This window comes from Ectothiorhodospira mobilis, assembly GCF_900114895.1.
Lineage (GTDB): Bacteria > Pseudomonadota > Gammaproteobacteria > Ectothiorhodospirales > Ectothiorhodospiraceae > Ectothiorhodospira > Ectothiorhodospira mobilis_A.
Genome location: NZ_FOUO01000024.1, coordinates 1 through 22,017 on the forward strand (window position 1 = coordinate 1; position 22,017 = coordinate 22,017).

Sequence of the window (22,017 nt, forward strand, 5' to 3'; positions counted from 1 at the left end):
AGAACGGGGTGAACCCCCGTCACTATCTGATCGATGTGCTTGAGCGCATCCAGGATCATCCCGCCAATCGCCTCCAAGAACTGCTGCCCTATCACTGGGCACCGCTGGCCCAGAGTTGCGGGGAGCATGCCAGCCCCGACTGACGGCTGGCTATACGGGGGCTACCGGACGGATACTGTTGGCTGCGGGGGCGCGGCATGGATCCCTCCTGGACGGTGGTTCCCGACCGATCTGGTGGCCGGTTACGGATAGATTAGCGCAGGGGAGGACTGCTCTTGAAGGGGGGTAGGGCGTGGTAAAGTGAAGGGCTTCCACGTTCCCCATGGACAAGTTGATCGATTGGGAAGCCCGCTGGGCGGATCTGGAGGCCAGGGGATGATGCCGTGGATGGGTAATTTTTCGAGGTTTCCTTCATGCGGTTCGATACGTCCAGTGGCGGTGGAGCATGAAGCTCAACGCGGGGACAGTAAGAACCACCAGTGCGATACCGATGCCGTAGTGCCACCCGACGGCTTCGGCTGCTCCACTGATCACCATGGTGGTGAGCAAACCGGTAACGGAGACGAGGATAAACCGTAGCCATGAATGTACAGCAGGAGCCTGACCAAAGCTCCAGATGGTGTTGCAGATGTATGAGACCAGGTTGGCGCCGATAAAGGCGAGCCCATTGGCTAAGGCGGGGGTTAGGGCTGCATACTTAATAAGGGTTGTAGCGAGCAGAATGTGTAGCAGGGTCGCCAATAACCCTACTTGTGCAAATCGGGACGCTTGCTTGATAAGGATCGACATTACTCACGGTCTTTTCAAAATCGCCACGACGGATACTCCGAAGGGGAAGGGGTGCTTGGCGACGATCGGGGCTTCAGCGGCAAAGATACGATGTAGTAGTCGATTAAGCCAAGCCGCTGGCATCCGATCGTCTTGCGCTGCCGACTGGCCCGTCAAACGTGCTAATACCCGTCGTGCAGCAATCACAGGGAAAAGGAAGGTGTTGAAGTAGCCGACCTTATCCACGACAAAGCCTTTTCGCTGAGCTAGTCGACTCAGTGCTCCAGCAGTGTAGCGCCTGAAATGGTGGTGAGCGCGGTCATGCTCGCTGAAGAGCCATTGATAGGCAGGAACAGTAAGCATGACCAGCCCCCCTGGCTTCGTTAAAGCGAATACCGCTTCTAGTGCTTCGGCATCTTGCTGGATATGCTCGAGGACATCGAAGAGGCATACCAGGTCAAATTGCTGTCCTTGTAAATTGTGGTCGTTTGGCAATGATCCTTGTAATAGGTTTAGTGAGGGCATTAACTGACGCGCATGGGCCAGTGCTTGAGGATCCATTTCTGTAGCAGTGACTTGCCCATACTCAGCAAGCATTGCCAGATTTCCGCCAGGTCCACATCCTATCTCGAGCAATTCAAGGGGCTTAATGGCTGCGCACTCTGACTGTGAGATTTCTGTGCTTATGACTTTGGCTAGGAGGTGACGCCTTGCGGTGAACCACCAATGGCTGGATTGATGCCCGATCATGCGCTGATAGACGTCTCTATCCATATTAATTCCTTTCGCTCGCCGGGCCATGCTGGCCTAGCTCATGGCTCATATCGCTCTTGTTGTCACTTTGATTTAAAGAGTGGTAGTAGGTCTTGCGCAGCAGATAGACCGGCCTCTGCTTCGTTTCCATATAGGTTCGGCCTAAATATTCTCCCAGGACACCTAGTCCTATGAGTTGAATACCGCCAAGGAAAAGGATAACGGTCAATAGCGAAGCATAGCCGGGTAGATCGACGCCGTAGATCAAGGTGCGAAGTATAATAAAATTACCATATATAAAGGATAAAGCCGCGATACTCGCGCCAAAGTAGCTCCATATGCGCAAAGGTGCAGTGCTATGGGATGTGATCCCCTCTAATGCAAAGTTCCACAGCCGCCATCCATTGAATTTGCTGGACCCGGCGCTTCGAGTCCCTCTTACATAATAGATGCTTGTGGACCGGAATCCTACCCAAACAAAAAGGCCTTTCATGAATCGTTGACGCTCAGGCATAAGCTTAATTGCTTCCACCACGCGCCGATCCATTAGGCGAAAGTCACCTGCATTTTCTGGCAGAGGGATATCGGCGATTTTGTTGTACATCCAGTAAAACCATTGCGCGGTGTTGCGTTTGAGCCAGCTATCGCTGCTGCGATCCTCACGCCGGGCCAGAACGACATCGTAACCCCGGCGCCACAGCGTAACCATTTCCGCAATCAATTCTGGAGGGTCTTGCAGATCGACATCAATCGGTATGACAGCCTCACCCCTGGCCATATCGAGACCGGCGGTTAGCGCAGCTTCTTTGCCAAAGTTACGCGTCAGTTCGTGGACTACGAGAGTCAGCATTTCTTCCTGCTGTATTTGGATCTGTAGAAGTTGATTTAGGGTTTGATCCTGGCTGCCATCGTCGATACAGATGATCTCGCATGGCTCGCCCAACTGACGAAGTACGGGGATCAGTCTAGAAAAAAAAGGGATCAGACTGTCTTCTTCGTTGTACAAGGGGCAGATTAACGAAATTATTGGCGATGGTCGCATGCGTGCATCCTTTAGATAATGATGATTCTCCATCATACAAACGGGCTCAGGGACGAGTCAGAGTGGACGCGTATTGATCTAGACCATGGGTAAAGGCATCCGGGGCGAGCACCCAGTGCTGGTCTATCAGGCCATAAGCGTCATGGCGATCCAGCTTCGGCAGGACTTTTTTTAACTCGCTATACTCACGAAAGACATAGAGTGCATGGGGGTCAAGCTCGCCAGCCATAAGTCGATTAATCCGCTCTTGCTTCTGCCTGAGTGCCTTCTCAGATGGTGGGCGACCATAGTAGGCGATATTGATGGCCATGTCCTGCATGGCGGCGTAATGTGAAAGGGGAATGAAATTTTCAACAGTGAAAGTAGGGGGGATTACGATGACATGATGATATACATCGGCCGCCTCTGGCCAGAAGGGTGAGGTAAGCGATGAAGTGTAAGTTGTGGAAAAAGGCTGATTGCTCACGCGATCCTTGTAAAGGGGAGAGAGATCAAGCCATTGAATAACCAAAGCCAATGCCAATATGGGGGCGGCAATCCAAGCAGGTCTGCGGCGAATGGTAAGGACTATGGAGAGCAGGGTCAATAAGTAAAAGGCGGGCCAGAACATGCGCCCGGTGGCTCGGAATACGTCGGTAAAATTTGTTAAGGGGGGTACATGAATTAGGGTATGTTTTCCTAACGTAACCATGGGGGAAAGAGCATACATTGCGAGGAGAGCCGCAGCGATAAACAGCGGAAAGTAAGGCTGAATGTGGCCACGCTCTATCTTCCAAAGACGCCATAGCCGCGGCAATCCAAAAATTAGCAGCAAGAGTGTACCCAGACCTAAGTAATTGAAACCTTCATATTGGCCCCAGGTGGCTGGTTTGTGATGTGGTATGAAGCCAGCATCAGTACTGGGTGTCGGCATCAAAGGAGCAAGAAGGTTCATTGAATAGAGGGTGCTGCCACCACCAGCAACGCTGCCAGCAGTAAAATATCCTGCTACCCACATGCTGAAGAGAAGAATAGAAAATACAATGCTCATTTGCAGCGCAATTGCCTGCCACCTGATCCAATTTGGCTTGAACCAGCGACTTAAAAGGTCGGCCGCCATGAGTGCCATCACCATAACTGCAAGGTAGGCATGCACAAGTGCGGCAATGGAAGCTAGTATGCCCCAGGATAAACCACTCCAGTGCAGCGGTGTTCTCCTATATAGCAAAATGCCTGCTAAAATTAGCCAATGACCCATCAGTGCGTAATGGCCGCCGCCGCGAAACGCCATGATAGAACTTAAAACAAAGAAGAGGCTTCCCAGTACAATTACTAGAGGATTTGAGGTAAAACGGGAAACCAGCAATGCGCCTAAACCCCCTTGCAGCATGTAGCTGATCGCTATCCATAGGCCAGTATATTGAAAAATCTCTGGAAGATATGCTGAAATGGGTTTGAGTAGCATTGCAAAGAGAGGTATGGAATCGGTATATACGATCGAACTCGATGATTCCATTCCGTAGCGATCGATCAGGCCCAGTGGCCACTGAGTAGGCTCGCTTCGATAGAAGTGCCAACCCAAGAAGTGAGTGGCGGCATCACCAATCATCAGCCAACCGTAGTTCAGTGGGTTCAGTCGATCAAAGCCATAGATGCTCAAGGCAAAGAGAAGCCCCATTACAGAAGCCAAGCCTACTGCCAGTATAATCTTCGATTGGTTTGAGCTCATGCGAATCCTTCGACTTGCTTTAAGTTATATATAGTTCTGTTGTTTAAGAGAGGTGCTGGTGATATAAATCCCTATCCCATTTCCCGATGAGGAGTTTCCATGACCCATTGGCAAGCCATTTCCCGAAATGACCACGCCCAGACTCGATATCGTCCGCGAGACAAGTATCACTTTGCCCAGGCTGAACAAGTGGCCCCCGTGCTTTTGGCGGAACTGCCCAAGCTGTTGCCTCATTACACGCTGGGTTTCATTGCGATGGAGCAAGGGTATCAGCCGGTGGTTTTGTTGAGCCTGGATGGCCAACGCAATCTCTATCTGGCCCCTTCTGGTGACTGGTTGGGCACTTATGTACCTGCTGCCATGCGTGGTTATCCATTCCGTCTGGCCGAGAATTCCCAGGGGGATAAGGTGTTCTGCATCGCGCGGGAACATCTTACCGATGATCCCGCTGCAGATCCGCTATTTGATGAGCAAGGTCAGCTTAGCGAACCTGTCGTTCAGACGTGGAATTTCCTTAAGCAATGCGAGCAGAACCGTCAGGCCACGCTGGCAGCAACTCAAGTGTTGAACAAGGCGGGTGTCATCGAGCCCTGGCCCTTGCAGATTCAGCGCCCCGAAGGTCAGGAGCCATTTAAGCTGAACGGCCTGCACCGGATCAGTGAACAGGCCCTCAATGCCCTGGATCCCGAGCAATACGCCAGGCTGCGCGGCGCTCCCATGGCCTTGGCTCATGCACAGTTGTTCTCCACGCATCAGGTGTCCGAGTTGGTGAAGCGTGCCGAATGGTTGTCCAAGGGGGTTGAGGCCCAAAAGCCGAAAGATCCTCTTGCGGATCTTTCGGCCGATGATCTCTTTGGTCAGGGAGAGGAGTTGTCGTTCCGTTTCGACCACTGATCGACTAAAGAGTATCGTTTCCACATCGGTTTTGCCACTCGGACCAACTGTCCATGGTCACCACCACACACCCCTGTAACGATCCACGCAGCACGGCCTCTGAAGGCGCGGCCTTCGATGGGGTGGTGCGTGTGTCCGTGGAGGGGTACTACGGCAGCGGGGTGCTGCTCCAGGGGGGGCGGGCCGTGCTCACCGCGGCCCATCTCTTCGAGCGGGGGTTGGACGGGGTTCGCGTCCGCTTTGAGGTGGGCGGTCAGGTGTGGACGCAGACGGCGCGGGAGGTGCTCGTCCATCCTGAGTATGATGCAGAGGACAACAACCGGGATCTGGCCCTGGTCTGGCTGGAAGGGGCGGCCCCGGTGGGGGCGGCGCGTCACGGGCTCTACCGCGAAGCGGATGAGGTGGGGCAGGTCTTTACCCTGGCGGGGTATGGGCTGCCGGGCACGGGCGAGGAGGGGGCCTGGGAAGACTATGACGGCGAGCCCTTGCGGCTTCAGGCGGGTAACCGCTTCGATGCCGATGTGGGGGTCCTGGTGGACGCGGTAGGGGGTAGCCTGGCCTGGGCGCCGGAGCCGGGCACGCAGTTGATCGCGGATTTCGATAACGGGGCCTCGGCCCACGATGCCTCGGGGATCCTCATGGGCCGGTATGACCAGGGCCTGGGGCCGGAGGAGGGGATGATCGCCCCGGGAGACAGCGGCGGGCCCGCCCTCATCGGGGACCGGGTGGCCGGGATCGCCAGTTATCTGGCCAGTTTGAGCCGTCATGGGGTGGAGCCGGATGTGGATGGGCTGGCCAACAGCAGTTTCGGCGAGGTGATGGCCTTCCAGCGGGTGAGCCGGGAGCAGGAGTGGATCGACCGTGCCCTGCGCTCGCGCCACCCGGATGCCCCGACCCGGCCGGGAGAGGTGGAGCAGGCGGTGACGGAGGGGGACGATGGCACGTCGTTGGCCTGGTTCCTCCTGGAGTTCACGGGGGTGCGTGAAACCCCCGATGCGTGGGTGAGCGTGGACTTCGAGACCCGCGATGGCACGGCCGAGGCCGGCAGCGATTATCTTCCGGTGTCGGGTCGGCTGGTGTTGTATCCGGGGGAGGACCACGCCGCGATCCCGGTGGAGGTGGTGGGAGACACCCGGCCGGAACCCGACGAGACCTTTCATCTGGCGGTGTTCAACCCCGAGGGGGGAGGTTTTGGCCCCGGTGTGGAGGAGCTCATCGCCACCCGTACCATCGTGGATGAGGACGGGTTCTGGGGCTGAGTGGCGTCTGGGGGCCGCGCCTGGGTAGGTCCCTTGGTTCTGTTACACTACCCGGTTCGTTTCACCTTTTTGAGGATCCATCCCCATGGCTGAAGACATTGCCCAGAATCCCCGCAGCATCACCATCGACGGTACGGAGTACCCGCTGGATCAGCTGTCCGAGAACGCCCGCAACCAGGTGATGAACCTGCGGGTTACGGATCAGGAGATCGCCCGTCTGAAGCAGCAACTGGCCATCTGCCAGACGGCCCGCGCGGCCTATGCCCGGGCCCTGGAGGCGGAGCTGCCCAAGACGGAGCAGTAATCATCTTCGCTTTTGGCCCCTGCCGCCATTTTTTTGTCCCGGTCAAACGGTGGCAGGGGCCTTTATGTGCAGGCAATACCGGTCGCGCCCGGCCTGCTTGGCGCGGTACATGGCGTTGTCCGCCTGGCGCAGTTGGTGGCGTGCCTTTGGCGAAGGCGAGGACAGGCATTCTTGAGTGTTTACCGGCGCTTTGATCACGTTAAAGCCATTACGTCAGGAGGGCGCATGGCCAGTAACCATCACGATACCGGGTACAAGGAGCTGTTCAGCTATCCCGAATTCGTCCAGCAGCTGATCGAAGGCTTCGCGCCCTCCGAGCTCTCCGAGTTGATGGACTTCTCGACGCTCAAGAACCACAGCGGCAACTACATCACACCGCTGTTCGAAGAGAAGTTCGAGGATGTGGTCTGGTCCGTGGAGGTGACCTGGCAGGGCGTGACCCAGCAGGTCTTCCTGTACATCCTGCTGGAGTTCCAGTCGGTGGTGGATCGCACCATGCCGATCCGCCTGATGCACTACGTGGCCTGCTTTTACAACCACCTGATCAAGACCAAGGTCACGACCGCTCGCCAGGGGATGCCGCCGATCCTGCCCATCGTGCTCTACAACGGGTCCCGAGACTGGACGGCCGAGCAAGACATCTACGACATGGTGCACCCGGAACCGCCCGCGTGCCTGCAAGTCTACCAGCCGCACCTGCGCTACTATCTGGTGAACGAAGGGCGCTACACTGATAAGGAACTGTATCTACGCCAGACGCCGCTGAGTGGCATATTCGGCGTCGAGAATGCGGGTCAGAGCTGGGATGCTCTGCAGCAGGCCGTGGATCGGATCGTGGCGATCATTCAGGCCGATCCCGATAAAGAACGCATCGACCGGATCATTACCCGCTGGCTCAAACGCCATTTGCATCGGCTTGGGGCCGAGATCGACCTGGACCAGCTTGAAAGCCTGGTGGAGGACAAAGATATGCTGGCAGAGAACCTGGAGAACTTGGTGAAGAAAGAGCGGCTGGAAGGACGCCAGGAAGGCGAGCAAGTCCGTGCTGAACAGATCGCCCGGAACCTGATTACCCGCACTGAAATGGACGACGCCATGATTGCAGAGATTGCTGGGCTTCCGATTGCAGATGTTATCCGGCTGCGTGGGGAAGGCAAGCATTGAGTTGATCCGGGACGCTTCCTGAGCCCCTCTATGTGTGCAGGCAGTACCGGTCGCGCCCGGCCTGCTTGGCGCGGTACATGGCGTTGTCCGCCTGGCGCAGCAGGTCGTCCGTGTCCACGGGCGCGTCCTGGGGATAGAAGGTGACGCCGATGCTCACGGACAGGGCCTCGGCCCCGGGGCCGGATTGGAGCACACCGCGGCAGGCCGTCAGGATGCGCTCGAGGATGGGGCGCACGGCCTCGGGGCCCTCCAGGTCCACCAGGATCCCGGCGAATTCGTCCCCGCCCAGGCGGGCCAGGGTATCCCCCTGGCGCAGGCAGGCGGAGATGCCCCGTCCCGCTGCCACCAGCAGGCGGTCGCCGGCGGCGTGCCCATAGCGGTCGTTCACGGTCTTGAAGCCGTCCAGGTCCATGAAGAGCACCGCCACCTGCTGTTCGGGTTGGCGGTCGCAATGGGCCATGGCCTGTTGCAGGCGATCCTGGAAGACCGCGCGGTTGGGCAGGTCGGTGAGGGGGTCGTGGCTGGCGCTGTGCTCCAGCCGGGCCTCCAGGGCCAGGCGCTCGGTGATGTCCGAGAGCACCACCACGTAGCGGCGGTCCTCGCCGTCACTGCCGGGCACGGCGCGGATGACGGTGTGGGCGGCGAACAGGCTGCCGTCCCGGCGGCGGCTCCAGAGTTCCCCCTGCCATTCCCCCGTCTCCCGCAGGGCCCGCCACAGGGCGGCGTAGACCTCCGGGCCGTGGCGGCCGGACTTGAGCAGGCTGGGGTCCTGCCCCAGCACCGCCTCGCGGCGGTGGCCGGTGAGGGCGGTGAAGGCGGGGTTCACGTCCAGGATGCGTCCCGACCCGTCGGTGACGAAGATGGCGTCCCCCGCGGCGTGGAAGACCGTGTCGCTGAGGACGAGGCGCTGCTGCTGGCGGCATTGTTCGATGGCCAGGCGGGTGAGGTTGGAGAAGGCCTCCACGGTCTGGATCTCCGCCGCATCGGGCTGGCCGGGGCTGGGGCGGTAGATGGCAAAGGTGGCGATGACCTGGCCCCGGGAATCGAACACGGGTTCGGACCAGCAGGCGGCGATGCCCTCGCGCAGCGCGTCCTGGCGAAAGTCCTGCCAATGGGGATGGGTGGCGATGTCCGCGGCGATCACCCTCCGGCCCAGGGCGGCGGCGGTGCCGCAGGCGCCGTTGCCTTCCCCCACGGGGATGCGCTGGCACACGCGGCGAAACCCCTGAGGTAGCCCCGGTGCCGCCCCCAGATGCAGATGCCGTCCGTCCGTCTCCAGGAGTTCGATGGAGGCCCAGCAGTCATCCAGCAGGTGTTCGATCCCGCGGGCGATGCTGTCCAGGATCTCGGGCAGTGCGGCGCGGTCCAGCACCTGCTGCAGCACCTGGCCGTGCAGGCGGTTGATGGTCTCGGCGTGCTTGCGGCGGGTGATGTCCAGGCAGTGGCCGATGTAGCCCAAGAATTCCCCATGGGGACTGTAGCGGGGCTGGCCGTCGTCCTGGATCCAGCGGTATTCGCCGCTGTGATGGCGCAGCCGGTAGTCCATGCTGAAGGGCTCGCGCCGCTCGAAGGCCTGGGTGTAGGTCTCCACGCAGCGGCCAAGGTCATCGGGATGGACCCCAGCGGTCCAGCCGTAGCCCCGTTCCTCCTCCAGGGTGCGCCCGGTAAAGGCCAGCCACACCCGGTTGAACCAGTCGCACTGCCCGTCCGTCCCCGAGGTCCAGATCAGGGCCGGCCCGCCGTCCACCAGGGCCCGAAGCCGGGATTCGCTCTCCTGCAGCGCCTCCAGGTCGGGTGGGTCGGGATGCCTGTGGCTCATGGTGCATGCCCCGGTCGGTGGCTGGAAAGAGTCTAATTCATAACTGTAGCATGCCCGCTCCATCCATGGGCCGATCCTGCCGCGCCGTGGGGGCCGGAAGACCTCGGGGGAGATCGAGGGTCAGGACAGGAAATCTTGATTTTTTTGTAAGAGATTCGCATTGTGCGGGATGATCACAACATCCCGACACTACGCCCGGTCCCATGCCCCACGCTTGAAACGTCATCACGGATTGACACCTTCCCCACAGCTAGCCGGGGCTTCTCGCGCAGTTTTGGTGAGGTATTTGTCCATCCGCCATGGCGACATCAGGAGTGCGCGATGAGGCGTTCGACATCAGGTTGCGAGCGTTGCTCGGCTTGCCACAGTTCATAAGATGACTGCAGGGCCATCCACTGTCTCGCGGTACTGATGCCGGCGCGTTCAAGACGCACGGCCAGGTCGGGGCTAATGCCAGCACGCTCATTGAGTACGCGCGAAAGTTGTACTCGGGTTAGCCCCAGTCGCTTTGCGGCGTCGCTTACGGTCAGGCCCAGGGCCTCGATGACATCCTCTCTCAAAATCTCGCCAGGATGTGGCGGGTTGAATAGGGCCATGATGATGTTACCTCTTGCTGTTTTAATGAGGGCCGATGCTAGTGATAGTCCTCGTAATTCACCAGCTCCACATCGCCACCGATGAAACGCCAAGTCACTCGCCAATTCCCGTTAACCTGTACTGACCAGAACCCTTCTCGATGGCCTTTCAGTTCATGCAGCTTGTACCCTGGTAAGTCCATATCCTGCGACTTTTTGGCTTCATCCAGGTTGGCCAGGATGCGACGCAGTTTCTTGACGTGGTCTTGCTGCACCCCTTTCGTTGATCCCTTCTCGTAAAGGGCTTTGAGCCCCTTGTGCTTGATGCTGACGATCACCCGTTCCCCCGACGATTTTTCGCATCATGATGCACTCTTGATTGTATAGCGTAACGTGTCAGGTTTCAAATGGACTAGGATTGGGCAGTCCGGAATGAGACGGGATGGAGACAGGCAGTCTTGCTTGGACAACACCCGGGCAAGATCCCGTGGTTGCCCCATGCTATCCTGCCCCGGATCGCCAAGGTCGTCCCCTCGGAGCGCCCATGTCCGCTGCACCTCGCCGCAAGCTGCCCATCGGCATCCAGACCTTCGCCGACATGCGCGAGGGGGGGTATTACTATGTGGACAAGACGCCGCTGATCCATCGGCTGGTGGAGGAGGGCAAGTACTACTTCCTCTCCCGCCCGCGCCGCTTCGGCAAGAGCCTGCTGCTGGACACCCTGCACTGCCTGTTCGCGGGGCGGGCCCCGCTCTTTGCAGGGCTCTATATCCACGACCGCTGGGACTGGCAGGCGCGTCATCCGGTGGTGCGGCTGAGTTTCGGCAGCGGCGTCCTGCAGGATCGGGCCGAACTGGACGTGCGCATCCGTCACCAGCTGGCCCGGAACCGGGAGGCGCTGGGGTTGCCCGCTGCGGCCGACACGGACATTACCGGTGCCTTCAGCGACCTGATCGCGGCCGCCCACCGCCAGCACGGACAGCGGGTGGTGGTGCTCATCGACGAATACGACAAGCCGATCCTGGACAACCTCCGGGATCCCGAGCGGGCCCGGGAGCTGCGCGAGGGGCTGAAGAACCTCTACAGCGTGCTCAAGGATGCCGACCCGCACCTGCGATTCGTCCTGCTCACGGGGGTGTCCAAGTTCAGCAAGGTGAGCCTGTTCTCGGGGCTGAACAACCTGCGGGACATCACCTTATCGCGGGAGTACGCCGCCATCTGCGGCTATACCGATGCGGACATCGACAGCGTCTTCGCCCCTGAGCTTTCGGGACTGGACCGGGAGCAGATCCGCCAGTGGTACAACGGCTATCGCTGGGGCGATGCGTCCGTGCCCTCGGTCTACAACCCCTTCGATGTCCTGCTGCTGTTCCAGGAGCGCCGTTTTGGCCCCTACTGGTTCGAATCCGCCACGCCCGCCTTTTTGGTGGAACTGCTGCGGGAGCGGGGGATCTTCACGCCCGCCCTCACCGCCTGGCACAGTCGCCCGGCCCTGCTGAGCCGCTTTGATGTGGACGATATCGGTACCGATGCCCTGTTGTTCCAGACCGGCTACCTCACCCTGAAGGACATCCACGAGGCCGTGCCCCATCGCCCGCTCTATCAGTTGGGCCTGCCCAATCAGGAAGTGGAAATCAGCCTGAATGAGGCACTCTTGCCGGTGCTGGGGGTCGACCATGGCGTCTTCGACCTTGTGGCCATGCGCCTTCCGGAGCTGCTGCGCCATGCCGACCTGGCCGGGCTGGAGGCCCATATGAAATCCCTCTACGCCGGGCTACCCCACGACGGGTACCGCAACAATCCCATCGCCCGGTACGAGGGCCACTACGCCAGCATCTTCTACAGCCACTTCGCCGCCCTGGGGGTTTCGGTGACGGTGGAGGACGCCAGCCACCACGGCAAGGTGGACATGACCGTGACCTTCGGCGGCCATATCTACCTGTTCGAGTTCAAGGTGGTGGAGCAGTTGCCCGAGGGGCGCGCCCTGGAGCAGATCAAGGCCAGGGGCTATGCGGACAAGTACCGCGCCGCCGGCCAGCCGATCCATCTCATCGGCGTGGAATTCTCCCGCGAGCAGCGCCAGATCGTGGCCTTCCAGGTGGAGACCCTGGATGCTGGCTGAGCCCTGCGGCAGAGGATGGCCTACCAGCAGGCCTCGGGGCTGCGCGTGCCCTGGTGGTCCAGGGTGAGGCTGTGGCATTCGGCCCCCTCCGCCGCCACCCGGCCGTCGGCGCCGGTGGCGGTGAGGGTGTAGCTGGAGGCGTCCGCCTCCACCGCCAGGGTATAGAAGCCCTCGGGGGATTCGGCGGCGATGTCGCAGTCCGCGTAGGTGAGGGTGCTGGTGTAACAGCGCTCCAGACGCTGTGCCGCCTCCGAGAGGGCCACCTTGCCGTCGGAGACCTGGGTGCGTTCCACGTAGCGCGTGTAGGAGGGGTAGGCGATGGCCGCCAGGATGCCGATGATGGCCACTGTGATCATGACCTCGATGAGGGTGAAGCCCCGGGGGGTGTGCTGGTTCACGTTCTCCTCCTTCTGGACCGGCCTGTTTGGGCCAGGGTAGCGGAAAGCGCGGGAGCTATCCCGCATTCGGTCGGTACCCATCGCCCGGCGATCGGGCCGATGGGATCTCCGGCAGGGGGGGGCTTCCTTCATGGTCTACAATATAGGCATTGGCCCCAGTGCCGCACTATGATACCCCCGTCATGAACGGTATCCCCATACGTCCCCCTCTCCCTGGCCGTTCCGGCCGAATCCCCGAGTTTCGATGATCGCCATGCGTCGCCAATCCGGTTTTACCCTTGTCGAAATCATGGTGACCATCGCCATCCTGGTGATCCTCATGACCGTTGGTATCCCCGGATTCCAGCGCATGATGGAGCAGAACCAACTGGCCACCCTATCCAACGAACTGCTGCGGTCCATGACCCTGGCCCGAAGCGAGGCCCTGAAGCGAGGGCGGGAGGTGATGGTGGAGCCCGCCGGGGAGGAGGGCTGGATGCAGGGCTGGGTGGTCTGGACGGACACCGACGGCGATGGTGATCGGGCGGATTCCGAGGTGATCCGGGTCATGGCCGCGCCGGATGCTGGCAAGCTCACGCTGGATCAATCCCCCGACAGCATCACCTATGAGCCCTCGGGCCTCGCCGGGGATTCCGGGTGTTTCCAGCTTTCGGGTACATCCGAGGGTAGTGTGCGCAGCGTACAAATCCTGCCGACGGGGCGCGCTGCTGTCTCGGGGGATGCATGTGATGATGATTGACGAAAAAATAACGACAAGACCAATGTATTCTTTCCCCATCTCATGGGGTACCACTCGAATTCATTGTTTTATTGCTGGGAAATACGGGCAGAATCCAGGGGTTGTGTATGATTAACTCAAACTGGAAATGCAATACCGGTGTTTCCCTGGTGGAAGTATTAGTGGCCTTGGTGGTGCTCTCTATCGGGATCCTTGGAGTCGCTGCATTGCATGCGACTGCATTAAAAAATAATACCAGCTCCTATGTTCGCAGCCAGATGATGATCGCAGCCTACGATTTGGCGGATCGAATGCGCGCCAACCGTGAGTCAGCGCTGGACGGTGACTACGATGGGATCAATGGAGCACAACATGGCAACTGCGAGACCGCTACAGGTTGTGTTCCGCAGCAGATGGCGGAACATGATATATGGACCTGGAAGAACCAGTTGGTCACCATCATTCCCAATGCTACTGGCATCGTCTGTCAGGATGCCAGTCCTGATGATGGTACTGGCCTGGGAGCTGCTGCCTGTAGCGGAAGTGGTGATCTGCGTGCCATCAAGATCTGGTGGCAGGACGATGAGGATGGCAGCACGACGCGCTTGGTGATAGGGGTTCGGTTATGAACCTTCAATTAGGTAAGGACAGATGCTGGACGCATCGGCTTGTGGCTAGGCCGCAGCAGCAAGGGATGACGCTAACTGAGTTGATGGTGGCGATGCTGCTTGGGCTGTTGCTAATTGCCGCCACCATCCAAGTCTTCATTGGCAGTAAGCAGACCTATCGCACTACGGAGGCCTCTTCCGTCGTTCAGGAAAACGGCCGGTTTGCCGATCACTTTCTTTCCCATGATTTGCGTATGGCGGGGTTCTTCGGATGCCTTGGTCAAAGCGAGTTGGAGTTTACCAACAATGTGGATGCCAGTTCCAATAAGTATCCCTCGGATGTCGGTGCAGCGGTGGATATCTCGTCAGAGAATGAGTTGCGTGCCTATGTGATTAGCAACAGTCTTCCCGCGGATCTGAGCGCACTTGGGTTGAACATGGGTAGCAACGAGGGTGATGTAATGCCCGATACCGAGGCGGTATTGATCCGCCGTGCCAATCAATGCCCTGGCGGGAGGGTGGTGCCACCGCTCATGGGAGATCAATCCGCCAATATCAAGATCGCGGATGCCGAATCCTGCGGGCTTGAACAAAATGCTGTTGCACTGATTACGGATTGCCAGACAGCCGATGCATTTGGCATCACCAACAATCCAGTTAGTGGAAGCAAAGATACACTGACCCATTCCAATGCTTTGAATCTCAGTAATAATCTGAGCACCACCTATGGTGAGGATGCTTGGGTGTATTCCATGTATGCTGCCGTTTATTATATCGGGCGTGATAGGGCAGGGGAGCCTTCTCTGTATCGCTGGTCGCTGGGCAAAGGAGGCACCATGCAAGCCGAGGAGCTCGTCGGAGATATCGAGGATCTGGCCTTTGAGTTTGGTATCGATCAGGACGAGGATTTTGTGGCGGATACCTATTTGGATACCAGTGAATTATCCGCAGCTGATTGGGCTCGGGTTGTGGCTGTGCGTTATTCGCTTGTTGCCCGTTCGAATGAAGAGAATGTGATCGATGACGTACAGGAATACCGTTTCGACGGGCAAGATATGGAAGGTACGGACCGAAGGTTGCGGCATGTCTTCACGAAGACTGTGTCGTTGCGTAACCGCCTTAAGTGACAGGGTCTGAATAGTGTGTACTCAACCGAAGAAACAGTCCGGGTCGGCCCTGATCATTGGTCTACTGATCCTTTTGATTATCACGATAACCGGTATCACGACGATACAGACCACTACGCTTCAGGAAAGGATGACGGGTGGGCTTCGGGATCGAGACCTTGCCTTTCAGGCTGCCGAGGCTGCGCTACGGGAAGCCGAGGAGGGAATTGCACCACAGGTGACTGAACCGTCCTGGATACAGCACCTTGGGAACTTGCCCAACGATCTGACTGCGCAGTCCCACACATGGTGGACCAATGATAGCAACACGCAGGAGGTGGATTTTGAGATCGTCGCCACCAACCCGCGATATGTGAGCGAAGGCGAGGCCTTCCTCCGCGATACACTTCGGATCGGGTCCGGTCCGGTAACGGGACGTCACATCTATCGCACGACGAGCCGGGGCACCGGCGGTACCGACAATGCGGTCATCATTCTGCGTTCCCGCTACGCCAAGCGCTATAACTGATGACGGCCGGAGGTTAATAACGATGAATCGGTTCCTCTCCTTCGCGTTGGCGGTAATGACGGCGCTTATACCGGCATATATTATGGCGGAACCGCTCGATCTGGCGGATGCCCCACTCGCTACGGCCACCAGCGCGGAGCCTAATGTCATGCTGCTGATCGATACCTCCGGCAGTATGGATAACATTATTTGGGCGGAAGGGTATGATCCCTCTGTAACCTATCCTGGTGGTTTTGATGCCAATGATGGTAATATCCATTTATATGCTACAAAAGACTTTGGAAATTGTGGGAATAATGGTGAATGGGTAGAAGATCAGGGTGGATGGAAGGATCTATGTTTGCCGGATCCTGTGGGGGGAGATGCCACTCGTTATACAGGTAACTATTTGAATTATTTGTTCTATATATACACTGAGGATGATACGGATTTGACTGACGGAACCATCCCTACTGAGACACGGATGCAGGTGGCCAAGGAGGTGGCTTCGCAGCTGGTCGAGAATACTCCAGGTATGCGTTTTGGAGTTTCACAGTTCTATGGTCCCACCTGGGATGATCACCGATGGGGTGAGGGGGCTGAAGTTGTGGCCGCTTGCGGGTCTTCTGTCTCTGATCTCACATCTGAGATTGCAGGTTTTACAGCAAGCACAAATACTCCACTGGCTGAGGCATTGTATGAAATTACACGGTATTACCGTGGCATGGATGCGTACTATACCAATGACGATTTTGCCAGTCCGATACAGTATCGTTGCCAGAAGAACTTTACGGTGGTGATCTCCGACGGATTGCCGACCTATGATACGAACATTCCAGGAAATGATCCGGCTGAATCCAGTGGTAGGGCACTGCCGGATTGGGATGGTCTCTCGCCGGATACGGATCCGGCAGATTATCCCGATTTTCCGCAGTATTCTGATGGTTTTCAGCCGGATGGGTATCCAAGTGAAGAGGGGTATTCTCTCTACCTCGATGACATCGCCAAATTCGGCTGGGATATCGACTTGAGAACCGGTGGCACCGACGATGCCGGAATGAGCTTCGACGATCCTGCGTTCGAACAGCAGAATATGGGGACGTATACCATCGGCTTTTCCACGGCGAATCAGATGCTTGAGGACGCAGCCGAATACGGTCATGGGGAATATCTTACTGCCGCGAATGCCGCAGAACTCTCGGCCGCGCTGCAAGCCGCAATTTCTGACATCGCGGCCCGCAGCAGCAGTTCCGCTTCCGCTACCTCAAATACCGGCTATATCGCCAGCGGCTCCCGGGTATTCCAGGCACGTTACAACTCGTCCAACTGGACAGGACAATTGTTGGCGTTCGCCATTGAATCGGATGTGGACAGCGAGGATTATGGGTTTCTGCAGAGAAATGGCCCCGTCACCGAAGGTGCTGTGTGGGATGCCGCCGAGGAAATCCCAGCGGCCGGTTCGCGCACCATCATGACCTATAACGGCGGAGGTGTGCCTTTCGCCTGGACTGACTTAAGCACGGCACAACAATCCGCCCTGGGCAGCGAGGACGTGTTGAGCTACCTGCGTGGTGACCAGTCCCAAGAGGTATCCAGTGGCGGGAGTTTTCGCAACCGGGATGCACTTCTTGGTGACATTGTGAATTCCAATCCGGTTTTTATGGGGGCGCCACCATTTAACTATCCTGATGATTGGAATGGAGACACCACGGAGCCAGAGGATGCATCCCCATACTCGAGCTTTGCAGTTAACCAAAATGACCGCACCCCGATGATCTATGTCGGAGCTAACGACGGTATGCTCCACGGTTTTGATGCCGAAACGGGGGAGGAGCGCATGGCCTATGTGCCCGGTTCCGTCTTTGAGAATCTCGACGAACTGGTAGATACCGATTATGCTCATCGCTATTTTGTGGACGGTTCGCCAACGATCGCTGATGCCTATTTTGATGGTTCCTGGCATACCGTTCTATTGGGGGGGCTAAATAAGGGTGGCCAGGGGATCTATGCGCTCGATGTGACCACTGCGACCTTCTCAGAGGGCAATGCCGATTCCACCGTGCTCTGGGAATTTACAGATGCAGATGATGTGGATCTTGGTTACACCTTTAGTCAACCGAACATTGTGCGGCTTCATAATGGGCAGTGGGCGGCCATCTTCGGTAATGGTTACAACAATACACGCGCCGATGGGGATGCCAGCACAACTGGGCACGCCGTTCTGTATATTGTCTCTATCGAGGATGGATCGCTGATCCGCAAAATCGATACAGGAGCTGGTACCGCCACCACGCCAAATGGTCTGGCAACAGTGAGCCCGGTGGATGTGGATGGAGATTATATCGTCGACCGGGTCTATGCCGGTGATCTTCAGGGTAACCTGTGGCGTTTCGATCTGGATGATGGTAATCCCAATCAATGGGGTATTCCTTTTTCCCAGGGGCAGACCCATGAGCCGCTGTTCAGCGCCTGTTCGGGTACACCATGCGATAGCAACCGGCAGCCCATTACCGTGCGTCCCGAGGTAGGTAGGGCTCCAAACAAACCCGGTGCGGTCATGCTCTATTTTGGTACAGGGAAGTATCTCGAGAATGGAGATGGTAATGTAGCTGATACGCCGCAAATGCAGAGATTCTATGGTGTACTGGATGAGGACCTTCCTGCCAATCAGTTCGATACGTTGGTTCCGGGGGATCTTCTCGAGCAGGAGATCCTGGTGGAAAGTTCCTTCAACGTCGAGGGAAACAGCCATTCATTGCGCGTGACCAGCGACTACACCTTGGGCTCGGAAGACAAGGGATGGTATATCGACCTTGCACCACCAGGCACTGGAAGCGTGGGTGAGATTGCTGTAACCGCTCCATTGTTGCGTGCTGGTCGGGTCTTCTTTACCACACTGATTCCTGGGGAAGATCCCTGCCAACCGGGTGGGCAAGGATGGCTTATGGAGTTGGATGCGATCAACGGCGGCCGGTTGAGTTATTCTCCCTTCGATCTGAATGACGACACCAGTTTCGACGATGGTGACTATGTCACAGTGACCGTTGAGGAAGGAGAGGGTGAAGAGATCCAGGTGCCTGCATCCGGAAAGAGACTGGACGTCGGAGGCGCCGATATGCCTGGCGTGATGTCCGGGGAAGGCAGTGAGTTCAAGTACATTTCGGGGGATGATGGCCTCCAGGTCGTCCGGGAAAACCCTGGCCCGGAGAGCATGGGGAGGATGTCTTGGGAGCAACTTCAATGAGTAATGGTCAACATACCTTTCTGCTGTTGCGGGGCACCTTCTTTTGCGGTGTGGTGAGCAGCAGTCTGCTCTTGTCCGGGAGCTTTGTTACCATGGCCCACGCTCAGATGCCGCCAGCTGAATCGGAAGAACCGGTCCACAGGCAGGCAGAATCCTATGTCGATGGGCGGATCACTGCCTTGGGAGGTTCGTCCATACAATTGGACTCTGGGGGCTATGCGTTGTCGGATGACGTTTCCGTTTTCGACCAGGTAGGACAGTCCATCCGCATCAACATGCTCCGTCAGGGTATGGATGTTCGTTGCCGACTGATGCCATCCCCAGGCGGAGGTCAGGTGATCCACGAGATCCGGGTGATGGTGCGTTGACCTGAGCCAGCCCTGACGGGTTTCTTATACCGGGCTTAAGATCACCGCCTCTTCTAAGAGGAGGCGGAGAGCAACGGCTGTGTTGATGGGGTTTGGTCCTAGATCTGTTCCAGTTTTCTTGGTGCCCGGCCCCTTGCGGGCCGGGCACCGTGCCATGGCGGAGGGAATCGTCAATTGGCCTCTTCAGTGATCTGGATGCAGAACCGGCCCTGAACGGTGTCCTTCACCGGGCTTTGGCTGTCCTCTACTTCCAGGATGAAGCAGTCGTTGCCGGCCTCGCTGGGGGTCCCGTGGATCACACCGGTTTCATCCAGTGTGAGGCCGGTGGGAAGGGACCCCTGGGTGCGGCGCCAGGTGTAGGGCACCGTGCCCCCGCTGGCTTCCAGCAGGACGAAGTAGAGTTCGTTCATGGTGCCTTCCGGCAGGGTCTCCTCGGTGAGGATGTTCAGGGGGGAGCCGGTGACGGAGGTCACCACGGCGATGCTGGCTGCGTCCTGTACGGGCTGGTCGATACCGTTGTCCACGTTGTTGTCCGCCCGGTCGGTGGTGACACGGATGCCGATGAAGCCTGTAGTGTTGCCGGCCTTGACGGAGATGCGGGCGCGGCCATCCTGGGAGGCGGTGGTGACGGTGGTTCCCTGGTTGGAGCTGCCATCGGCCCCTTGGGCCACCAGGTATTCGCCGGAGTCGGTGCCGGTGAAGATCTCCGCGCGGATGTTGTTCACCCCGTCCTCCGGGTCCTGGACGTACCCCAGGGCCTCGTCCAGCAGCAGGGGGGTGACCTGGGATGTGGAGGGAGCGCCCATTTCGGCCGGGAAGAGGTAGTCCTCGTACCAGTACAGGACGGTCTGGGCCGGTCGGCCGGTGCCTTGCATGGAGCCGACGGTCAGGGTTTGGTTGCCGGATACCGTGCCGCCGGATTCCGGGTTGACGGAGGCGGAGAGGACCACGTCCCCCGGGTTTTCGCTGCTGGTGAAGAAGAAGGTGGCCACCCCGTCCCCGCCCGTTTCCTCCACGGTGGAGCCCATGGCCTGTAAGAATTCGTTGATGTCTTCGGTCTCGGGGTCGTCCAGGGTGGTGATGTAGCCGCGGCTGACGTCCCGCACCGTCAGGGTCACGGGGGTGCCGGTGGGGGCGGCGTGGCCGGAGTCGTCGGTGACCCGCACGTTCACCTGCACGGTGTGATAGCAGTCCAGGCGCAGGCAGGGTTGCAGATTCAGGGGGTTGGCGGCCAGGGTGTCCCGGGCGGTCTCGAAGGCGACGCGGTAGGCCTGGTCCTGGTACCAGGTGTCGCTGTCACCGCCGCCGCAGGCGGTCAACATGCCTGACCCCAAAAGGAGGGCGGTGAGCGGGATGGGGTGAAGCGGATTCGATCGCACGTGCGGACTCCCTGATGCCTGTTGTGCCATGGTTACTTTCCGGGAAATGCCGGGGTGCCCCCAGCGGCATTACGGATCGCTCTGGATTCGCTGCTGTCGTGTATGCGGTTACTGCGCCAGCGTGGATTCCTCCACCACCTTGGGGGTGACGAAGATCAGCAGCTCGGCCTTGCTGTTCTCGGTGGAGCGGTTCTTGAAGAGGTTGCCGATGATGGGCAGGTCTCCGAAGAAGGGGGTCTTGAGCAGTTCCTCGCGGGAGCTGACCTCGTAGATGCCCCCCAGGACCACCGTTTCGCCGTTGCGCACGAAGACCTGGGTCTCCACCTCGCGGGTGTCGATGGCGGGGACGTTGCGCACCATGATGGGGCTGACCTCGTCCTTCTGCACGCGGATGTCGAGGATGATGTTGCCGTTGGGGGTGATCTGGGGGGTCACCTCCGTGGCCAGCACGGCCTCCTTGAACTCGACGCTGGTGGCGCCGCTGGAGGTGGCCTCCTCGTAGGGGATCTCCGTGCCCTGCTTGATGAGGGCGGTCTGGCCGTTGGCGGTGATCACCCGCGGGGTGGAGACCACCTCGCCCCGGCCTTCCAGTTGCAGGGCGGTGAGTTCCAGGTCCAGGAGGACATCCGGGCGCAGGATGGACAGACCGATGCCGCTGGTGCCGGTCTCGGTCACGGGCATGTTGACGTTGAGCCGGTCGTTGAGATCGGGGATGCCCACGGGAAAGGGGTTGCCCGTCTCGTTGAGGTTCTCGGCGGCCTCGCCGGTCATGCCGTCGGTGCCCTCCAGGCTGCCGCCGGTGTTGTAGATGGTGTCGCCGTTGCGCCTAGTGCCGGTGACACCGAAGCGCATGCCCAGCTCCCGGTCGAAGTCGTCGGTGGCGATGACGATGCGGGTCTCGATGAGCACCTGCTGCACGGGCACGTCCAGGCTGGTCACCAGCTGGCGGATCTCGTCCAGTTTATCGGCGGTGTCCTGCACCAGCAGGGTGTTGGTGCGGGAGTCCACGGTGAGGCTGCCGCGCTCGGAGAGGAAGCTGATGCCCTCGTCCTGGATGATGGCGGCCACGTCCTCGGCGCGGGCGTAGTTCACCTGGATGAACTCGGACTCGGCGGCTGTCAAGGTGGTTGTCGCCTGAGAGCACATCGTTATGCAGCCATTTTCAGTGGCTGATCTTGAGCAACACGCTCAGGATTCATGGTGACGATATCGACATGCGACCAGTTACGAGTCTTTCCACTCCAGCGCTCCGGGCGAAGCTGTCGGGCTCTTTGGAATTG

Annotated in this window: 22 protein-coding genes; 12 read left to right on the top strand and 10 right to left on the bottom strand. The window is 58.7% G+C overall.

What is annotated here, in order from left to right; all coding sequences use genetic code 11:
• Positions 1–143, top strand: a 143-nt coding sequence (locus BM214_RS11930; protein WP_143096381.1) for a transposase domain-containing protein, incomplete at its 5' end; no start/stop codon positions are given.
• Positions 144–411: 268 nt separating this feature from the next.
• Here the strand turns inward: BM214_RS11930 and BM214_RS11935 are convergent.
• The 4 genes from BM214_RS11935 to BM214_RS12455 are packed head-to-tail and all read right to left on the bottom strand — an operon-like array spanning position 412 to position 4,271.
• Positions 412–789, bottom strand: coding sequence for a GtrA family protein (locus BM214_RS11935; RefSeq protein ID WP_090487586.1), 378 nt, complete (start codon positions 787–789; stop codon positions 412–414).
• A gap of 3 nt (positions 790–792) precedes the next feature.
• A complete protein-coding gene (locus BM214_RS11940) occupies positions 793–1,542 on the bottom strand; it encodes a class I SAM-dependent methyltransferase (protein ID WP_177217676.1) in 750 nt (249 codons plus the stop codon).
• 1 nt (position 1,543) lies between these two features.
• Positions 1,544–2,599, bottom strand: a complete 1,056-nt coding sequence (locus tag BM214_RS11945) for a glycosyltransferase family 2 protein (RefSeq protein ID WP_342351315.1) — start codon at positions 2,597–2,599, stop codon at positions 1,544–1,546.
• A 10-nt stretch (positions 2,600–2,609) separates the two neighbouring features.
• Positions 2,610–4,271, bottom strand: a complete 1,662-nt coding sequence (locus BM214_RS12455; RefSeq protein ID WP_143096397.1) for a DUF6311 domain-containing protein — start codon at positions 4,269–4,271, stop codon at positions 2,610–2,612.
• 99 nt (positions 4,272–4,370) lie between these two features.
• On the opposite strand from BM214_RS12455, the gene BM214_RS11950 reads away from it, so the two are divergent.
• The 4 genes from BM214_RS11950 to BM214_RS11965 all read left to right on the top strand — a co-directional run bounded on the left by BM214_RS11950 (position 4,371) and on the right by BM214_RS11965 (position 7,892).
• Positions 4,371–5,165, top strand: a complete 795-nt coding sequence (locus BM214_RS11950) for a SapC family protein (RefSeq protein WP_090487595.1) — start codon at positions 4,371–4,373, stop codon at positions 5,163–5,165.
• A gap of 53 nt (positions 5,166–5,218) precedes the next feature.
• Positions 5,219–6,424, top strand: coding sequence for a Calx-beta domain-containing protein (locus BM214_RS11955; RefSeq protein WP_090487598.1), 1,206 nt, complete (start codon positions 5,219–5,221; stop codon positions 6,422–6,424).
• 85 nt (positions 6,425–6,509) lie between these two features.
• Complete coding sequence (locus tag BM214_RS11960; RefSeq protein WP_090487601.1) at positions 6,510–6,728, top strand: DUF6447 family protein; 219 nt, start codon at positions 6,510–6,512, stop codon at positions 6,726–6,728.
• 225 nt (positions 6,729–6,953) lie between these two features.
• Entirely contained in the window at positions 6,954–7,892 is a 939-nt protein-coding gene (locus BM214_RS11965; protein ID WP_090487604.1) for an Rpn family recombination-promoting nuclease/putative transposase, read from the top strand.
• Between the two features lie 28 nt (positions 7,893–7,920).
• Here BM214_RS11965 and BM214_RS11970 read toward each other — a convergent pair whose 3' ends face one another.
• From BM214_RS11970 to BM214_RS11980, 3 genes are all read right to left on the bottom strand, one after another.
• A complete protein-coding gene (locus tag BM214_RS11970; protein ID WP_177217677.1) occupies positions 7,921–9,711 on the bottom strand; it encodes a sensor domain-containing diguanylate cyclase in 1,791 nt (596 codons plus the stop codon).
• Positions 9,712–10,019: 308 nt separating this feature from the next.
• Positions 10,020–10,307, bottom strand: coding sequence for a HigA family addiction module antitoxin (locus tag BM214_RS11975; protein WP_090487611.1), 288 nt, complete (start codon positions 10,305–10,307; stop codon positions 10,020–10,022).
• Between the two features lie 38 nt (positions 10,308–10,345).
• On the bottom strand, positions 10,346–10,624 hold the full coding sequence (locus tag BM214_RS11980; protein ID WP_090487614.1) for a type II toxin-antitoxin system RelE/ParE family toxin: 279 nt from the start codon (positions 10,622–10,624) through the stop codon (positions 10,346–10,348).
• 206 nt (positions 10,625–10,830) lie between these two features.
• Between BM214_RS11980 and BM214_RS11985 the strand changes: the two genes are divergently transcribed.
• Positions 10,831–12,408, top strand: a complete 1,578-nt coding sequence (locus BM214_RS11985; protein WP_090487617.1) for an ATP-binding protein — start codon at positions 10,831–10,833, stop codon at positions 12,406–12,408.
• Positions 12,409–12,428: 20 nt separating this feature from the next.
• Here BM214_RS11985 and BM214_RS11990 read toward each other — a convergent pair whose 3' ends face one another.
• Entirely contained in the window at positions 12,429–12,806 is a 378-nt protein-coding gene (locus tag BM214_RS11990) for a type IV pilin protein (RefSeq protein ID WP_338018755.1), read from the bottom strand.
• 253 nt (positions 12,807–13,059) lie between these two features.
• On the opposite strand from BM214_RS11990, the gene BM214_RS12605 reads away from it, so the two are divergent.
• The 6 genes from BM214_RS12605 to BM214_RS12020 all read left to right on the top strand — a co-directional run bounded on the left by BM214_RS12605 (position 13,060) and on the right by BM214_RS12020 (position 19,358).
• A complete protein-coding gene (locus BM214_RS12605) occupies positions 13,060–13,545 on the top strand; it encodes a GspH/FimT family pseudopilin (RefSeq protein WP_244888005.1) in 486 nt (161 codons plus the stop codon).
• A 107-nt stretch (positions 13,546–13,652) separates the two neighbouring features.
• Entirely contained in the window at positions 13,653–14,153 is a 501-nt protein-coding gene (gene pilV / locus BM214_RS12000) for a type IV pilus modification protein PilV (protein WP_090487624.1), read from the top strand.
• Positions 14,150–15,259: a PilW family protein gene (locus tag BM214_RS12610; RefSeq protein WP_090487627.1), complete on the top strand. Its 1,110-nt coding sequence runs from the start codon at positions 14,150–14,152 to the stop codon at positions 15,257–15,259. Before pilV ends, BM214_RS12610 begins: the two co-directional genes overlap by 4 nt.
• A 13-nt stretch (positions 15,260–15,272) precedes the next feature.
• Complete coding sequence (locus BM214_RS12010) at positions 15,273–15,767, top strand: pilus assembly PilX family protein (RefSeq protein ID WP_090487631.1); 495 nt, start codon at positions 15,273–15,275, stop codon at positions 15,765–15,767.
• A 22-nt stretch (positions 15,768–15,789) separates the two neighbouring features.
• Positions 15,790–18,990 (top strand): pilus assembly protein, encoded by a 3,201-nt coding sequence (locus BM214_RS12015; protein ID WP_177217678.1) that lies wholly within the window; start codon positions 15,790–15,792, stop codon positions 18,988–18,990.
• Positions 18,987–19,358, top strand: coding sequence for a hypothetical protein (locus tag BM214_RS12020; protein ID WP_090487636.1), 372 nt, complete (start codon positions 18,987–18,989; stop codon positions 19,356–19,358). Before BM214_RS12015 ends, BM214_RS12020 begins: the two co-directional genes overlap by 4 nt.
• A gap of 170 nt (positions 19,359–19,528) precedes the next feature.
• Here the strand turns inward: BM214_RS12020 and BM214_RS12025 are convergent, their stop codons facing one another.
• Positions 19,529–20,680, bottom strand: a complete 1,152-nt coding sequence (locus BM214_RS12025) for a putative Ig domain-containing protein (RefSeq protein ID WP_090487638.1) — start codon at positions 20,678–20,680, stop codon at positions 19,529–19,531.
• 165 nt (positions 20,681–20,845) lie between these two features.
• A complete protein-coding gene (locus BM214_RS12030; protein WP_280521896.1) occupies positions 20,846–21,889 on the bottom strand; it encodes a type IV pilus secretin PilQ in 1,044 nt (347 codons plus the stop codon).
• Positions 21,890–22,017 lie beyond the last annotated feature (128 nt).

Coding starts and splice junctions, on each gene's coding strand:
- BM214_RS11935 (WP_090487586.1), bottom strand. CDS start 789: ATGTCGATCCTTATCAAGCAAGCGTCCCGATTTGCACAAGTAGGGTTA.
- BM214_RS11940 (WP_177217676.1), bottom strand. CDS start 1,542: ATGGATAGAGACGTCTATCAGCGCATGATCGGGCATCAATCCAGCCAT.
- BM214_RS11945 (WP_342351315.1), bottom strand. CDS start 2,599: ATGATGGAGAATCATCATTATCTAAAGGATGCACGCATGCGACCATCG.
- BM214_RS12455 (WP_143096397.1), bottom strand. CDS start 4,271: ATGAGCTCAAACCAATCGAAGATTATACTGGCAGTAGGCTTGGCTTCT.
- BM214_RS11950 (WP_090487595.1), top strand. CDS start 4,371: ATGACCCATTGGCAAGCCATTTCCCGAAATGACCACGCCCAGACTCGA.
- BM214_RS11955 (WP_090487598.1), top strand. CDS start 5,219: ATGGTCACCACCACACACCCCTGTAACGATCCACGCAGCACGGCCTCT.
- BM214_RS11960 (WP_090487601.1), top strand. CDS start 6,510: ATGGCTGAAGACATTGCCCAGAATCCCCGCAGCATCACCATCGACGGT.
- BM214_RS11965 (WP_090487604.1), top strand. CDS start 6,954: ATGGCCAGTAACCATCACGATACCGGGTACAAGGAGCTGTTCAGCTAT.
- BM214_RS11970 (WP_177217677.1), bottom strand. CDS start 9,711: ATGAGCCACAGGCATCCCGACCCACCCGACCTGGAGGCGCTGCAGGAG.
- BM214_RS11975 (WP_090487611.1), bottom strand. CDS start 10,307: ATGGCCCTATTCAACCCGCCACATCCTGGCGAGATTTTGAGAGAGGAT.
- BM214_RS11985 (WP_090487617.1), top strand. CDS start 10,831: ATGTCCGCTGCACCTCGCCGCAAGCTGCCCATCGGCATCCAGACCTTC.
- BM214_RS12605 (WP_244888005.1), top strand. CDS start 13,060: ATGCGTCGCCAATCCGGTTTTACCCTTGTCGAAATCATGGTGACCATC.
- pilV (WP_090487624.1), top strand. CDS start 13,653: ATGATTAACTCAAACTGGAAATGCAATACCGGTGTTTCCCTGGTGGAA.
- BM214_RS12610 (WP_090487627.1), top strand. CDS start 14,150: ATGAACCTTCAATTAGGTAAGGACAGATGCTGGACGCATCGGCTTGTG.
- BM214_RS12015 (WP_177217678.1), top strand. CDS start 15,790: ATGAATCGGTTCCTCTCCTTCGCGTTGGCGGTAATGACGGCGCTTATA.
- BM214_RS12020 (WP_090487636.1), top strand. CDS start 18,987: ATGAGTAATGGTCAACATACCTTTCTGCTGTTGCGGGGCACCTTCTTT.
- BM214_RS12025 (WP_090487638.1), bottom strand. CDS start 20,680: ATGTTGACCGCCTGCGGCGGCGGTGACAGCGACACCTGGTACCAGGAC.